Consider the following 15,672-nt stretch of genomic DNA (forward strand, 5'->3'; position numbering starts at 1 on the left):
CGCGGCATCCATGCCGCGGACACCCCCGCAACCGGACCCACCCCGCCTTCGACAGATTTCCGCGATCTGTGGATGGATCCACGCCATGCGTGGATGAATCTCTGTCAGACAACGAAATCGATTGGGGTCAGATCCGTTTTCCTTTGGAAAACGGATCTGACCCCAGGACCCCATGTCGTTCCAGGATCAGTCCAACCGTCACCGGGAAACTGTCAAAGGTGGGGCGGTGTGGGCTGGCAGGACCGTTGGCGCCATGGATGGCGCCATCGAGCCCCCATGGAAGGGTCTACGGCGTGTCCTGCCAGTCCACACCGCACCGCCAAACCCAGACAACCCAGAGCCGCTTTGGCTTTGGCTCTTGCCGGCCAGCGGCCGGCACTACCCGCAGGTGCAGGGCGCAGCCCTGCCGACCCACCCTCCCCTGCGCACGAAAACGATTTCACTGTTTTCAGCAAACCGTCATCCCTACGCCACGCCAGTACCATATTGCGGAGCAGCATGCGCCCAAGGGCGACCCATGCTAAAAATCGCCCGCCCATCGCTTAGATCGATCCAAGACGACGCTGCGATGGCCGGGAGTTGGGGGAGCAGCAACAGGACGTACACCAGGCCACGCGTGCGGTGCTACTGCCACTGCATGGCGACAGCGACAAATTCACTTCAAATTAGATCGATTCAAGTTGTCCGTGCCACGTCACCGGATCAATCCAGGAGAGAGGGAGAGATGGGAATGAAGCATTCAACACGTACGCACGGCCAGGACGCATTGTCGCTGGCCATCGCGCTGGCCCTGGCTGCCGCCGTCATTCCGGCAGGCGCCGCCGCGCAGCAGGCCGCGTCCACCGGCTCGCAGGATGCCACGACTCTGGACAGCGTCCAGGTCACCGGCTACCGCTACGCCATCGAAAAGAGCCTTGAGCAGAAGCGCGACGCCAACGCCGTTGTCGAAGTGATCACCGCCGAGGACGTCGGCAAGTTCCCCGACAAGAACGTGGCCGACGCACTGCAGCGCGTGCCCGGCGTGGTCATCACCCGCAGCGGTGGTGAAGGCAAGAGTGTCAGCGTGCGCGGCCTTGCGCCGGACCTGACCCTGACCCAGTTGAATGGCAACTACGTGGCCACGTCGGAAACCAACGACGAAGCCACCCGTTCGTTCAACTACACCCTGCTGCCGTCGAACATGCTGTCCAGCGCCGAGCTGTTCAAGTCGCCGGAAGCCCGCATCGACGAAGGCGGCATCGGCGGCACGGTCATCCTGCACACGCGCCGTCCGCTGGACATGGAGTCCAACTCGGGCTTCGTCACGCTCGAGGGCACCTCCTCCGATACCCACCACGATATCGACCCGCAGGCCTCGGCCCTGTATTCGTGGCACAGCAAGGATGAGCGTTTCGGCGTGCTGGTCGGCGTCACCCAGCAGAAGCGCACCACCCGCACCATGGAGGCCAGCACCGAGGACTACCAGTGGTACGGCGCCGGCAAGGCACGCGACGCCTATGGCAACGTGCAGCAGCAGGATGGCATCCACTACTGGTGGGGCAAGTCCGGTTTCAACAACCAGACCGGCGGCAACTACAGCGACTTCTTCATGCCGACCTCGGTGAACTTCGCGGTGAAGGAAGAAAAGCGCGAGCGCAAGGGCGGCCAGCTGACCTTCCAGTTCAAGCCGGTCGACAACGTCACGATGACCGCCAACTACTTCCGCTTCGAGCTGCAGGGTGACTACACCCAGAACATGCTGAAGATTCCGGAATGGAGCATGGCGCGCTACAACCAGGACGGCAACTGGGCCGGAGGCCGCCTTCTCAATGGCCTGGACTTCGATGCCAGCGGCAACACCGTCACGGGTGCCCAATTCGAAAAGCTGGCTGGAAAGACCTACTACTGCAGCGAAGACCAGGCCAAGGCCGCCGGCCTCAAGCCCGGCGGCTGGGGCCCGGACGACTGCACGATTCCGACACCGCAGCTGACCGGTGGCTACAGCAAGGAAAAGGCGCTGTCGCAGACCGCCGACCTGACCATCGACTGGGACATCAGCCCGCTGTGGAAGGCCTCGTTCACCGGTGGCCGCACCTGGTCCGAAGGTGGTCCGTCGATGAACTTCCGCATGTCGGCCAAGCCGCGCCGCAAGGTCGGCAACGACTACCTGTCCGGTAACCAGTACAGCGCATGGGACCTGACCGGCACGCCGTCTGCCACCTTCTCGCCCGACCTGCAGCAGCAATTGATGAACGGCATCGCCGAAGTCGACACCGGCTCGACCGATTCGTCGTGGAAGCGCACCGAGGTCAAGCAGAACTACTTCCAGGCCGACGTGACCAAGCTGTTCGAGTCCGGTTGGCTGGATTCGATCCAGTTCGGTGCCAAATACCGTGATGGCAAGGTCCACCGCAACACGGGCAACACCTACTGGGTATGCCCGGGCCGTGACCCGGCCGACTATGACAACAGCCGCTACCAGAGTGGCTGCGATCCGACTGCCGGCGATGCGCAGCCCGGCTTCTTCCTGTCGAACCCGATCAGCAACATTGCCGGTGGCTTCAATGCCAACGTGTTCCCGGGCATCAACTACCCGGCGTACATCGACTATCTGAACAAGACCTACGGTGGTTCGCACAACCGTACCGAGGAAGACTTCGTCTACAACGTCAACGAGAAGATCTACTCCGGCTACTTCCAGGCCAACTTCCGCACCGAACGCCTGCGCGGCAATGTCGGCGTGCGTGTGGTGCGCACCAAGCAGTTCGCGCAGTCTTCCGACTCGATCGAGAAGTTCAACGACTACTTCCTGGACAACGCGTCCGGCGCGCCGATGGCGTGCACCGACCCCGCCGCTGCGGCCTACCCGACCTACAGCTGCGAGAGCGGCTTCGTGCGCCTGCCGCATGACCTTGCGCAGAGCAAGACCTACAGCCTGATCGGCGTGGACCGCACCTACACCGACGTGCTGCCGAGTTTCAACATTGCATGGGACATCACCGACACGCTGGTGCTGCGTGGTGCCGCATCGAAGGTGATCGCCCGCCCTGGCTACACCGACATCGCAGCACCGGGCGCACTGAGCTACTACAGCGAGGAGTACGTCAATGATCGCCGCGTTGCCGGTGGCGCATCGACCGCAGGCTGGGTCGGCCAGGGCAGCAACAAGCAGCTGGAGCCGTTCAAGGCCACCCAGTTCGACCTGGGCCTGGAGTGGTACTTCCAGCCGGGCGCGGTCGCCGGCGTCAGCCTGTTCCGCAAGAACGTGGACAACTTCACCCTGCCGGTGGTGCGCGACACGCCCATGGTCATCAACGGTGAAGCGGTGAACGTGCAGCGCTACGAGACCCAGGCCAATGGCCGCGATGGTGTGTCGCAGGGCGTCGAGCTGTATGGCCAGTACACCTTCGATTTCGGCTTCGGCGTGCAGGCCAACTACACCTACAACGACACCAACCTGGCTTCCATTGTTCTGGACGGGCAGGAAATCGGCTCCTCGCCGCTGGTCGGCAGCGCCAAGAACCAGGCCAACGTGACGGTCTTCTACGAGAACGAGAAGTTCCTCGCGCGCGCCTCGTTCAACCGTCGCGGCCAGGTGGTCGGTGGGCTCAACAATGGCCTCACCGTCTACACCGAGCCGTATGACCAGCTGGACCTGAACGTGGCCTACAACCTGACCCCGGACTGGACCCTGACCGCCTCGGTGATCAATGCCACCAAGTCGGAGCAGCGCGTGCACCTGGGAAGCGACACCAAGGCACGCCTGATCTCCAATACCTATGCAGGCCGCCAGCTGTACTTCGGCGCTACCTGGAAGTTCTAAGGCAACACCGGGTTGCCCGGGCGCGCCCCGGTGCACCCCACGCCCCGCCCTGGCGGGGACGTTCCTCCACGGCAGCCGCGCTGGTACAGGTGGCTGCCGTTTTTTGTCGGCGCCTTGCCTGTCGTTCAGCCCGGCGCTTGACCCTGCCATCGTTGGAAGGTGCACACTGGTCGCATCCCAAGAGCAGCGAAGGAGCTACAGATGGAATTCCATGTCGACGGCATGACCTGCGGCGGCTGTGCGCGCAGCGTGACCCGTGCGATCCAGCAGATCGATCCGAACGCCAGCGTGGTGGCCGATCCGCCGACCGGGCTGGTCAAGGTGCAGACCACCGCGTCGCAGGAACAGGTGTTCGCCGCGGTGAACGATGCCGGCTTCCCGCCTCGCACTGCCTGATTCCCTGCCCCCGTCTCACACAGAAAAGCCCGCCCGGTGCTGCTGCACCCGGCGGGCTTTTTCATGCATGCGATATCGAGTCAATGCTTGTGCGTACGCCGCCGCACCGCACCGGTCTTCGCGGTATCGACCGGCACCGGCGTCTGATCATCCTCACCCAGCCGCTGCAGGATCGGGCACTCCGGTCGCTCGTCGCCCGCGCAGCAGCTGATCAGCGATTTCAGCGTGTCGGCCATCTGCCGCATGTGCTCGATGCGTTGCTCCAGGTCGGCAATGTGCTGTTCGGCCAGGTGCTTGACGTCGGCGCTGTGCCGCGAGGTGTCGTTCCACAGGCCCAGCAGATCGGTGATCTCGGCAACCTGGAAGCCGAGATCGCGCGCGCGGCGGATGAAGCGCAGGCGGTGGATGTCCGCCTGCGAGTACGCCCGGTAGCCCGACTCGGTGCGATCAGCCGCAGGAATCAGGCCGATCTGTTCGTAGTAGCGGATCATTTTCGCCGACACGCTGGAGGCCTTGGCGGCTTCACCGATATTCATGCGGTTCTCCCTCAATGGATCGCGGCGGGGGCGTCCGCCATCGGCGGCTGGAAGCGGCGCAGGCGCAGCGCGTTGCCCAGCACGAACACGCTGGACAGTGCCATCGCACCGGCCGCGAACACCGGCGACAGCAGCACGCCCCAGACCGGATACAGCACGCCGGCCGCCACCGGAATCAATGCGGTGTTGTAAGCGAAGGCCCAGAACAGGTTCTGGCGGATGTTGCCCAGCGTTGCCTTCGATAGTGCAATGGCATTCGGCACGCCCTGCAGGTTGCCCGACATCAGCACCACATCGGCCGACTCGACCGCGATATCGGTGCCGGTGCCGATGGCCAGGCCGACATCGGCCTCGGCCAGCGCCGGCGCATCGTTGATGCCGTCGCCGACGAAGGCGACATGGCCATGTGTGGCCTTAAAGCGGCGCACCGCCTCGACCTTGCCTTCCGGCAGCACCTCGGCCACCACTTCGTCGATGCCGAGCTGGCGCGCGATCGCCTGCGCGGTACCAGCATTGTCACCGGTGATCATCGCCACCTTAAGGCCAAGCTGATGCAGTGCCGCGATTGCGGCCGGCGTGCTCGGCTTGATCGGATCGGATACCGCGATGATTGCGGCCAGGCGGCCGTCGATGGCGGCATACAGCGGCGACTTGCCCTGGGTGCCCAGTTCTGCCGCCAGCGTCGCAAACAAAGTGATGTCCACGCCCAGGTCGCGCATGAAGCGATCGGCACCGACCTCCACCCGCGCACCATCAACGTTGGCACGCACGCCCATGCCGGTGACCGATTCGAAATCGACCATCGACGGCAGCGCGATGCCCTGCTCGGTGGCTGCATCGACGATGGCGCGGGCAATCGGATGCTCCGAGCGCGACTCCACCGCCGCCACCGCCGCCAGCACCGTGCCGTGATCAAAACCGCTGGCGATCTCCAGATCGGTCAAGCGCGGGCGGCCCTCGGTCAGCGTACCGGTCTTGTCCACCGCCACCACCTGCGCGTCCTTCAGCAGCTGCAGCGCCTCGCCCTTGCGGAACAGCACGCCCATTTCAGCGCCACGGCCGGTCCCGACCATGATCGAGGTCGGCGTCGCCAACCCCATCGCGCACGGGCAGGCAATGATCAGCACCGCCACCGCATTGACCAGCGCGAAGCTCAGCGCTGGCGAGGGCCCGAAGATCAGCCAGACTGCGAAGGTCGCCAGCGCGGCCAGCATCACCGCCGGCACGAACCACAGGGTGACCTTGTCGACCACCGCCTGGATCGGCAGCTTCGAGCCCTGCGCCTGTTCGACCATGCGGATGATCTGCGCCAGCATGGTCTGCGCGCCCACCGCCGTGGCACGTACCGTCAGTGCGCCCTTCTGGTTGACCGTACCGCCCACCACGCTGCTGCCCGGCTGCTTCTCGACCGGGATCGGCTCGCCGCTGATCATTGACTCGTCGATGTAGCTGCGGCCCTCGACCACCTCGCCGTCGACCGGCACGCGCTCGCCCGGGCGCACTTCCACCACGTCGCCGCTCAGCACTTCATTGACCGGGACATCCACCGTCCGGCCGTCACGGACCACGTGGGCAACCTTCGCCTGCAGATTGACCAGTCGCTTGATCGCCTCGGAGGTGCGGCCCTTGGCCCGGGCCTCAAGGAAGCGGCCGAGCAGGATCAGCGCGACGATCACCGCCGCTGCTTCGTAGTAGACGTTCACCGTGCCCGCCGGCAACAGCGTCGGCAGGAACGTCGCCACCACCGAGTAGCCAAACGCTGCAGCAGTGCCCACCGCCACCAGCGAATTCATGTCCGGCGCCAGCCGCAGCAGCGCGGGGATGCCCTTCTGGTAGAAGCGGCGGCCCGGGATGGCGAGCACCAGCGCGGTCAGCACGAACTGCAGGTACCAGCTGGCCTGCATGCCGATGGTGGACATCACCCATTCGTGTATGCCGGGGATCAGGTGCGACCCCATCTCCAGCACGAACACCGGCAGCGCCAGCGCGGAGGCCACGATCAGGTCGCGCTTCAGTTCGGCGCGCTCGGCATCCTTCTTTTCCGCGGCCTCGCCATCGGACTGCACGCCGGCTTCAATCACGCGTGCGTCATAGCCGGCCTTGTCGATCGCGGCGACCAGCGCTGCAACTTCCGCCACGCCACGCACGGTGGCGCGTTCCGTGGCCAGGTTCACGCTGGCCTGGCTGACGCCGGGCACGGCCAACAGCGCACGTTCGACTCGGCCCACGCAGGACGCACAGGTCATGCCCTCGACCGACAGCTCGGTGGTGGCAGCGGGCACGTCGTAGCCCACCCGCTCCACCGCCTGGATCAACGCGGCCCGATCGACCGGACCGGACGGGCGGATATCCGCGCGCTCGGTGGCCAGATTGACCGAAACACTGCCCACACCTTCGACCCTGGACAGCGCCGCCTCGACCCGGCCGACACAGCTGGCACAGGTCATGCCCTCGATGGGCAGGCTGATGGTGGCAGGGCTTGCGGGGGCTGCAGTGGCGCGGGGCGTGCTCATGATCCGATTCCCGGGGTTCCTTCTGGATGCGGACAGGCTAAACCTTGCCATCGTGGGAAGGTCAAATCCAGCCTGTCCGCAGTTCCTGAATGGGCGCCCGGGCGTCCATATCCACGCATGACGTGGACCTACCGGCGGAGGCAGGTCACCTCAGAAGGTGAACACATACTCCAACGCGAACTCGCGGCCGACCGCGCCAAGCAGGCGGGTCGGAGCGAAGTCGTAATCCAGCTTGTACGGGTCCTTGTGGTTCCAGCTGGCGGCGTTGAAGGCGTTGTTGACGTACACGTTTACCTTCGCGTGTTCGGTCACCTGGTAGCCCACGTTGAAGTTCCAGGTGATGAACGGCCCCACTCGACCGTAGTAGCGCGCCGTCTGCTGCCCGGCGTTGGGGTTCGGGTTCACCGAACCATCCGGCAGCCGTGCCGGCTCCAGGCAGTTCAGCGACGGGCTGTCACTGGGCACGTAGCCATCGGCGAACGGCAGGCAGCCACCAGGGTTGTCCAGGCGGTCGGTACCCCAGTGGTAGCGCACGCCCGGCACCGAACCGATGCGGTCGGCATAGACGTTGGCGTTCCAGTTGCCGCGCTGCCAGGCCAGGCTCGCGCGCAGCTTGCTGCGCAGGTCGCGATCGCGGCGTTCCGGATTCGGGTCGGCGGCGTAGCGTTGCTCCTTGGTCGAGATCTGGTTGGTGTAGTTCACGCCCAGCTGGAAGCTGCCCCATTGCGCGGTTTCCAGGCGATAGCGCGCGGTCAGGTCGATGCCGCGCACCTCGCGGCTGGCCAGGTTGAACGGGCCGCGCTCGATCGATACCAGGCGACCGTTGCTGTCACGGTTCACGCGGGCCAGGATGCCGGTGCAGTACTCGCCACCGGCCGGGTTGGCCCATGGCGTACCGTCCATGTTCTTGCCGGTCAGGCAGCCGGCCTCGCTGGCCAGCACCTCATCGGCGCCGACGTCGACGATCATGTCTTCCAGCTTGATCGCCCAGTAGTCGGCACTGACCGACAGGTTCGGCAGCGCGTCCCAGACGAAGCCGACCGTCCACGAATCACCGGTCTCCGAGCGCAGCAGCGGCGTCCCACGCCGGTTCACGTCGAACGTGTACCAGACGTCGGTGTTGCCCACACCACAGTTGTTGACCAGGTACGCGCCGCTCTGGATGCAGCGCAGGCGGTCATAGGTCTGCACTTCCGAACTGCTCGGCTGGCCCAGCAGGTAATGCATGTCCGGCGCATGGAAGCTGGTGGCGTACGAGCCACGCACCAGCAGCGATTCGACCGGGCGCCATTCCAGGCCGACGTTCCAGGTGGTTTCCTTCTGGCTGCCGATGTCCAGCGTTTCGCTGCTGTCGTCGGCCTTGTAGTTGCCATAGCGGTCGTAGCGCGCGGCCGCAGTGGCGGTCACGCTGTCCAGCAGCGGGATCTTGAACTCGACGCCGGCCGAGTAGCGGGTACGCTCACCGCCGCCGCGATCGACATTCTGCAGGTCGAAGTCGATGCCAGCGCGAGGGTCCGGACTGAGGTGATAGCCCTGCTGCGCGACTTCAGCCACCGCCGCAAACGAAATCGGGCCGGCCCAGCCCTGGAACAGCTCGCCGGTGATATCCGCCGACGCCTGGTTGACCCATGACGCCGCGCGGTTCTTCGCCACGGTCCCCATCTGCCAGTACTGGTCCGGCGTCAGCGGGTTCCACCAGCGCGATTCGTTCAACGCATAGATCGCCTCGCCATCGGCGGTGGTGCCCAGGCGCGGGCCAAGGAAGTAGTCATACGACTTCTGCTTGTCGACCACGTTCTGCCGTTCTTCCACGCGGTAATAGGAACGCCCCACCGTGGCACTCCAGTCAAAACGGTCGGCCAGGCGCCCGCGCAGGCCCGCGCTCCAGTCCCAGGACAGTTCGCGGTTGGTGTTGCGCAGCGTATCCAGGCCCCCGACTTCGTTCGGGGTGAACTGGCGCACGCCCAGGATCGGCCGGTTGCGGTTGGCATCCCAGTAATAGCCGTTGTCATCGTCGATCAGCGACACGCCGGGCGGCTTGGTGCCCCAGATCGCTTCGGAGCGATACACCGCCAGGTTGGTCCAGGCCTGCAGGTCATTGCTGAAATCGAAGGTGGCGTACAGGTTTCCGGACACGTTCTCGGCGCCGCCGGTAAGCAACCAGTTGGCGTAGTCGGCGCTCATGCCGCACAGGCGGCCGGTGTTGGTGATGCGGTTGGCGGCGTAGTTGTAGACCAATCGATCGGCGGTGTAATACTCGCCGTCGAATTTCTCGCAGGTGCCGGTGGGCGGCGCCAGGCGCTGGCCCGTGGTCGGATCGATCAGCGCCAGACCGGCGGTGGGACGGAAGCCGACCTTGCGTTGTTCCATGTTCCAGGACGGGTACGGCGCATCGTCGGCATCGTCCATCTGCGGGCGATCACGCCCGAACAGCGGGTCGCGCTTGGTGTACTGCAGCGCGTAGGTCACGCTCCAGTTGTCGCCGGTCTTGCCACCGGCCCAGGACAGATCCCAGGTATCACGTCCGCCTTCGGTGGAAGTGCCGCCGCGCACGCGCACTTCGTCGCCGTCGTAGTTGGTTTTGAGGATGACGTTGACCACGCCGGCGATCGCATCCGAACCGTAGATGGCCGAGGCGCCACCGGTCAGCACTTCAATGCGCTCCACCGCCGCGGCCGGAATGTTGCCGTAGTTGGAGAAGTTGGTTTCGCCACCGTAGGGCAGCGGGTAATCCGCTACACGACGGCCATTGACCAGCAGCAGCGAGCGGTTCGGGCCCATCCCGCGCAGGTTCAGGCCGCTGGCATTGGGCGTATGCGAGCCCCATTGCGATGCGGCCTCAACCGTGCCTGTGGCCTCGGTGAGGGTCTTCAGCGCGTCGTACACGCTGACAAAGCCTTCCTTCTGGATCTGCGCGGCGGTGATCACGTTGACCGGCGCCGGGCCCTCGACGCTGGCGCGCTTGATGCGCGAGCCGGTGACGGTGACCGCGTCCAGATCCTTGGTGGACGAACTGGCAGCTTCCTGCGCGCTGGCTGCCAGCGGCAACAGGGCCAGGATCAGGGCCTGGGACAGCAGGTGGCGACGCTTGTGGACGATCTGAGCCATGGGTGGTTGCTCTTCGAAGATGTGGACGCACGGGCGGACGGTGGCGCGGCACTACGACGGATCCAGGCGCTTGGATCGGTTCACGACCGATATGGCACCTCCCCTGTGGATCGATCCAAACTAAAGCACAGCTGAACCACGCCCGGCATGCGGCAACGCAGCAACAGCCGGCGGATTGCCGCTATCGGCTGCCGGTGTCCAGAACAATCAAAGAGTTGCGAAACATCGCTGAGAGAACGGCGCACGAAGTAGTGACACGATCACGACAACCGCGCGCGGAACGGTTTTGTCCGTCGCGTGCCTGCGGCCGGGGTTGCGACAGGGGTCAGATCCCTTCGCAGAAGGGATCTGACCCCGGGCCATGACCCCGGGCCATGCCCGACGGATTCGATCAGCCGTCCAGCGCCTGCCGCAGCGCGGCCACGGTAGCGGTGGCGGTCTGGCTCCAGTCCGGGTCCAGACCGCGCAGCGCCGGGTTCTGGAACTGCATCGCCGAGCGGCGCAGGCCTTTTGCGGAGGCGTGCAGTTCGGTACAGCCGGTCTGCCGCGCGACGGTTGCGATGTTGCCCGGGGCCAATCCGGCGCCAGCCATCACCGTGATGCGCCCCGCCGCCTGGGTGACCAGGCCCGCCAGCACATCGGCACCGGCCTCGGCGCTGGCCTGCCCGCCCGAGGTCAGCACGCGCTGGCAGCCCAGCCCGATCACCTGCTCCAGCGCCGCCGGCAGATCGCGGGCGGCGTCGAAGGCGCGATGGAAGGTCACCTGCAACGGCCCGGCGGCCTGCACCAGTTCCCGGCACAGCGCCAGGTCGATGCCGCCCTGCACGTCCAGCGCGCCGATCACCACGCCATCGCAACCCAGCGCGCGGCACTGCGCGATGTCACGCAGCATCAGTTCGGTTTCCAGCGCGTCGTAGTGGAAGTCGCCCGGGCGTGGCCGCACCAGCACGAACAGCGGAATCGACAGGCGCTCGCGGGCCATCGCGATGCTGGCGAACGACGGCGTGGTGCCGCCCTCGGCCAGGTTGTCGAACAGTTCGATGCGGTCGGCGCCGCCAGCCTGCGCAGCCAGCGCCGAGGCCAGCGAGTTGCTGGCGATCTCCAGGGTCAGCCGCGTACTCACGCCTGGGTGCTCGTGTAGATCGACGGCGAGTCACGCAGGTCATCCTGGCGCTGCGCATCGCACACCGCATAGACGAAGCCACGATGCAGCGCATAGGCGCCGACCTCGCCCTGCTTGTTCATGGCCAGGAAGCACACCTGCAACGTTCTGCTCGCTTCCGGGCGCTTGCGCACCACGCGGTCGATGGCTTCACGGCAGGCCTGCGCCGGTGAACGCCCCTGGCGCATCAGCTCGACCACCAGGAACGAAGCCGCGTTGCGGATCATCTCTTCACCCACCCCCGAAGCAGTTGCCGCGCCGACGTCGTTGTCGACGTACAGGCCGGCGCCGATGATCGGACTGTCGCCAACGCGACCGTGCAGTTTCCACGCCATGCCGCTGGTGGTGCAGGCACCGGCCAGCTGGCCCTTGGCATCCAGTGCCAGCATGCCGATGGTGTCGTGGTTGTCGCTGTTGCCGGGAATGCCACGGCGCTCGGCATTGATCTGCGGCTGGTACTTCTCGGTCTTCAGCCACTCGCGCCAGGCCGCTTCGGCCTGCGGCGTCAGCAGATGCTTGCGCTCGAACCCCTGCTGCACCGCGAACTGCTGCGCGCCCTCGCCGACCAGCAGCACATGCGGGCTGTTCTCCATCACTTTGCGGGCCACCGACACCGGATGCAGGATGTCCACCAGCGCGGCCACTGCACCACAACGGCCATCGCCGTCCATGATGCTCGCATCCAGGCTCAGCACGCCGTCGCGATCCGGATTGCCGCAATGGCCAACGGTAGGGTTGCACAGCTCGCTCTCGGCCCAGCGTGCGCCCGCCTCCACCGCATCCAGCGCGCTGCCACCCTGCGCCAGCACCTTCCACGCGGCCTGGTTGGCCGGTACGCCGAAGTCCCAGGTGGAGACCACCCGGGCCCCACCCTGCGTGCGCGCCTGCACGCCCGGCAATGCCGCCATGCCTGCGGCCAGTGCACCGGCCTGCAGGAACTGCCTGCGATCCACCATTTTCCCCTCCCAGTCTGCAATGCACGGCCGGCCCGATGCCAACCCTGCCGATCAGTCGTGCGTGGGCTGCCGTGCGGCGTGCCAGACCGCTGCGCCGAGCACGCCCAGCTGGCCATGCTCCACGCGCCACACCGGCACCTGGCGCAGCACCTCGGTCAGCACGCCCTTGTTGAGGAAGCGCTCACGGAAGCGGCCATCGGCCAGGAAATCCTGCACATGCGCGGAAATGCCACCGGCCAGGTACACCGAGCGCGCGCCGACGGCGATCGCCGCGTCGCCGGCCAGGCTGCCCAGCCACGCACAGAAGACCTGCAACGTTTCCACCGCCAGTGCATCCTCACCGCCACGCGCGGCGCCGATCAGCGCCTCCGTACTGTTCCACACCGGGGTGACGCCGCGCAGTTCGCACAGGCACGGATACAGGTTCATCAGGCCGCTGCCGGACAGCACGCGCTCGTTGTCCACGTGCGGCCAACGCTGCAGCAGACGGCCCAGCACCTGCAGTTCCAGCGCGTTGCCGGCGCCCAGCGCGGCATGACCGATCTCGCTGGCCAGCACCGGACGCTCGCCATCAGCGAAACGCAGCGCGGCGCCCAGCCCGGTACCCGCGCCCAGCACCAGCGCCGGGAAGGCCTGCGCCGGATCGGCGTCGCCGTTCAGTGGCACCAGGGTTTCCGGCTGCAGGTAGGGGATGGCCAGCGCCACCGCTTCGAAATCATTGATCAGCTGCAGTTCGTGCAGCCCGGACTGCGCGCGGGTGGCCGACAGCGAGACCGTCCACGGCAGGTTCGAGTTGATCAGCACATCGCCATCCAGCAGGCCAGCGATGGCGACCACCGCGGTCTGCACCGGTTGGCCGAGGCCGGCGGTGAAATCGGCCAGGATCGCGGCCAGGCTGGAATGCTCGGCACAGGCATAGGTACGGTGGCTGCCCAGCAGCGGCGTCTGGCCGGGTCGGGTTTCTGCCAGCGCGAGCCGGGCAAAGGTGCCGCCGACATCGGCGACGACCAGACGGCGCGGAAGACCGCCGCGGGCGGAGTCGGAGGAAACCGTTGACGCTGCTGCGATGGTCACGCTGGCCTGCTTGGATCGATTGAATCGCCCCGATTCTCAGGCATCGGGACGGCTTTGCCTAGCGCGCCGGTGGTTCAGGTGAACCTACATGCCTTCCTGTTCGGCCACCTGCACCCCATCCACCAGCACGCGCAGGCGCTGTGGGCGGAAGCCGGCGAACAACAGCGGCCGGGTGCGCTCGACCAGCACTTCGTGGCCGGCGATGTGGCGCAGCCACGACTGTACCAGCGAGAACGAGAAGTGGGTGCCCGGATGCAGCGGGTGCTGCACCCAGACCTTCTCGGTGGCGCTCTGCAGCAGCATCGCGCCGGTGAACCAGTGGCGGCTGAGGGTCACCGGCGTGGTGCCGGCCATGAAGCGGATATCCATGCGGGGGCCTTTCGCTGGAGCGCTGGTGCGCGGGGGTCAGGGCTGGGCAGTCTGCAGGCTGTAGCTGGTGGTGGCGGTGAACACTGCGCCATCAGGCTGGGTGGAGCGTACCTCGACCTTATGGCTGCCCACTGCAAGATCGGTCGGCAGCGCGCCACGCCACAGGTGCGGCGACGCAGTGGCCTCCGGCGAACGGTCGTAGCCGCGCAGGCTGCTGGCCAGATCATCGGCCACGTTCTCCACCATCAGGCGCGGGTCGGGCTGGCTGACCTGCTTCATCGGCTGCCAGGCGCCGCCATCGACACGGTACTCGACCACGCTCCGATCCTCGCCCATGTAGACGTTGGCGTAGACACCCCACGCCGGGTAGGCCCCCTGGCGCAGCACCTTCGGCGCGTGCAGGCCGATCTGCTCGCTGGCCGGCCTGCCGGCCACGCGGTACTGCAGGCGATAGCTGCCGTTGCCGGCCACGTCGAGCAATGCATAGCCCTTCGGCGTGCCGTCGCTCATGGTGCTGTCCGGCACGCCAGCGGCATTCTTCACGCCCGACCAGAACGCACCGCAGTTGGCACCGACGTTGTATTCGTGCAGTGGCTTGTCGCCGTTCCAGCCCTCGGCCTTGCCGTGGTAGACGTGCTGCTGGGTGTGGCTGTGGCCGCTGAGCACCAGTACGTTGCGGAAGTCCTTCAGCAGGTCGAACAGGCGCTGGCGGTCAGCATGGCGGAAGGTCTCGCGCCCCGGCGCCGCGTCGAACAGCGGAATGTGCATGCCCAGCACCAGCAGGCGGTCCTTGTGCAGGCCCTTCAGGTAGCTGGCGAGGAAGGCGAACTGGTCTTCGCGCAGGCCGCCGATGTACTTCGGCCTGGCCTTGGGGTCGTACACCACGTCGTCCAGGAACACGAAACTGGCGCCGCCCTCTTCCACCGCGTAGGTGTCCGGGCCGTAGATGTTGCGCCAGCTGTCCAGTGAGTGTTCGTCGCTGGCCGCATCGAAGTCGAGGTCATGGTTGCCCGGCACGTGGAACCACGGCACGCCGAGTTCGGTGGTGACCTTGTTGATCGCCGGGTACAGGGTCAGGTCGTCGTTGACGATGTCGCCCAGGGTGGTGCCCATGCGTGCCCTGGTCTGGCCGACCAGTGGCGCCACGATCGACTGCTGGTAGTAGCCGATGTCCCTCAGGCTGGCGGTCTGCGAATCGGTGAATACCAGCATCTGGAAACCACGACGGCTGTCATGCCGATCCGACTGCAGGGCGAAGTCCCAGTTGCGGGTGACGTCGCTGGTCGCGGCGATGCCGCCGTACTTCAGCGCCGGCGAGCCGTTCGGGCGGTAGTGGCGCCAGAACGAAGGCAGGCCGTCCGCCGCCTTCGGGAAGGCGTAGGCATCGGGCTTGATCACGAATACGGTCTGGCCGTCGCGCACCGGCAGGCTGTAGCTGCCGTCAGCGGCAGTCTTGACGATGGTCTCGCCGTTGGAAACCTGCACCCCGGCCAGGCCCGGATCGGTCGCACCGCGGCCGGGCTTGCCGTCACGCTCCAGATAGACCTTGCCGCTGACCACGGTGTCCGCGGCCCAGGCCGGCGAGGTCAGCAACAGGCAGCACAGCCAGGCGGCAGGCAGTTTCATGGGCGGTCCGGGAAAGAAAGACCGCCTATTGTAGATTCCGTTGATGACATCGCGCACGCGGTGACGCATTCCCGGTAGTGCCGGCCGCTGGCCGGCAACCTCATGATCGTCGGGCATCGGCTGGTTGCCG

At 66.2% G+C, this 15,672-nt stretch carries 10 protein-coding genes; 2 read left to right on the plus strand and 8 right to left on the minus strand.

Going from position 1 to position 15,672, the window contains the following annotated elements; translation table 11 throughout:
* Nucleotides 1-724 precede the first annotated feature (724 nt).
* Nucleotides 725-3,802, plus strand: coding sequence for a TonB-dependent receptor (locus AC5JLE_RS03855; protein WP_401735337.1), 3,078 nt, complete (start codon nucleotides 725-727; stop codon nucleotides 3,800-3,802).
* A 201-nt stretch (nucleotides 3,803-4,003) separates the two neighbouring features.
* On the plus strand, nucleotides 4,004-4,198 hold the full coding sequence (locus AC5JLE_RS03860) for a heavy-metal-associated domain-containing protein (protein WP_008267227.1): 195 nt from the start codon (nucleotides 4,004-4,006) through the stop codon (nucleotides 4,196-4,198).
* 80 nt (nucleotides 4,199-4,278) lie between these two features.
* Here the strand turns inward: AC5JLE_RS03860 and cueR are convergent, their stop codons facing one another.
* From cueR to AC5JLE_RS03900, 8 genes are all read right to left on the minus strand, one after another.
* Nucleotides 4,279-4,734: a Cu(I)-responsive transcriptional regulator gene (gene cueR / locus AC5JLE_RS03865; RefSeq protein WP_005409440.1), complete on the minus strand. Its 456-nt coding sequence runs from the start codon at nucleotides 4,732-4,734 to the stop codon at nucleotides 4,279-4,281.
* 11 nt (nucleotides 4,735-4,745) lie between these two features.
* Nucleotides 4,746-7,247 carry a heavy metal translocating P-type ATPase gene (locus AC5JLE_RS03870; RefSeq protein WP_496065055.1) on the minus strand — a complete coding sequence of 834 codons (2,502 nt, stop codon included), beginning with the start codon at nucleotides 7,245-7,247 and terminating at the stop codon, nucleotides 4,746-4,748.
* Between the two features lie 150 nt (nucleotides 7,248-7,397).
* Nucleotides 7,398-10,355: a TonB-dependent receptor plug domain-containing protein gene (locus tag AC5JLE_RS03875; RefSeq protein WP_496065056.1), complete on the minus strand. Its 2,958-nt coding sequence runs from the start codon at nucleotides 10,353-10,355 to the stop codon at nucleotides 7,398-7,400.
* 391 nt (nucleotides 10,356-10,746) lie between these two features.
* Nucleotides 10,747-11,478: a copper homeostasis protein CutC gene (locus AC5JLE_RS03880; RefSeq protein ID WP_164167546.1), complete on the minus strand. Its 732-nt coding sequence runs from the start codon at nucleotides 11,476-11,478 to the stop codon at nucleotides 10,747-10,749.
* On the minus strand, nucleotides 11,475-12,473 hold the full coding sequence (locus tag AC5JLE_RS03885; RefSeq protein ID WP_041863371.1) for a glycosylasparaginase: 999 nt from the start codon (nucleotides 12,471-12,473) through the stop codon (nucleotides 11,475-11,477). The genes AC5JLE_RS03880 and AC5JLE_RS03885 overlap by 4 nt, the downstream gene beginning before the upstream one ends.
* 51 nt (nucleotides 12,474-12,524) lie before the next feature.
* A complete protein-coding gene (locus AC5JLE_RS03890) occupies nucleotides 12,525-13,547 on the minus strand; it encodes a glucokinase (protein ID WP_032957988.1) in 1,023 nt (340 codons plus the stop codon).
* Between the two features lie 84 nt (nucleotides 13,548-13,631).
* On the minus strand, nucleotides 13,632-13,916 hold the full coding sequence (locus AC5JLE_RS03895) for a hypothetical protein (protein ID WP_005409434.1): 285 nt from the start codon (nucleotides 13,914-13,916) through the stop codon (nucleotides 13,632-13,634).
* A gap of 36 nt (nucleotides 13,917-13,952) precedes the next feature.
* Nucleotides 13,953-15,542, minus strand: coding sequence for a calcineurin-like phosphoesterase C-terminal domain-containing protein (locus AC5JLE_RS03900; protein WP_069118399.1), 1,590 nt, complete (start codon nucleotides 15,540-15,542; stop codon nucleotides 13,953-13,955).
* Nucleotides 15,543-15,672 lie beyond the last annotated feature (130 nt).

Source organism: Stenotrophomonas sp. (genome assembly GCF_059505245.1).

Coding starts and splice junctions, on each gene's coding strand:
- AC5JLE_RS03855 (WP_401735337.1), top strand. CDS start 725: ATGGGAATGAAGCATTCAACACGTACGCACGGCCAGGACGCATTGTCG.
- cueR (WP_005409440.1), bottom strand. CDS start 4,734: ATGAATATCGGTGAAGCCGCCAAGGCCTCCAGCGTGTCGGCGAAAATG.
- AC5JLE_RS03860 (WP_008267227.1), top strand. CDS start 4,004: ATGGAATTCCATGTCGACGGCATGACCTGCGGCGGCTGTGCGCGCAGC.
- AC5JLE_RS03885 (WP_041863371.1), bottom strand. CDS start 12,473: ATGGTGGATCGCAGGCAGTTCCTGCAGGCCGGTGCACTGGCCGCAGGC.
- AC5JLE_RS03900 (WP_069118399.1), bottom strand. CDS start 15,542: ATGAAACTGCCTGCCGCCTGGCTGTGCTGCCTGTTGCTGACCTCGCCG.
- AC5JLE_RS03895 (WP_005409434.1), bottom strand. CDS start 13,916: ATGGATATCCGCTTCATGGCCGGCACCACGCCGGTGACCCTCAGCCGC.
- AC5JLE_RS03870 (WP_496065055.1), bottom strand. CDS start 7,247: ATGAGCACGCCCCGCGCCACTGCAGCCCCCGCAAGCCCTGCCACCATC.
- AC5JLE_RS03875 (WP_496065056.1), bottom strand. CDS start 10,355: ATGGCTCAGATCGTCCACAAGCGTCGCCACCTGCTGTCCCAGGCCCTG.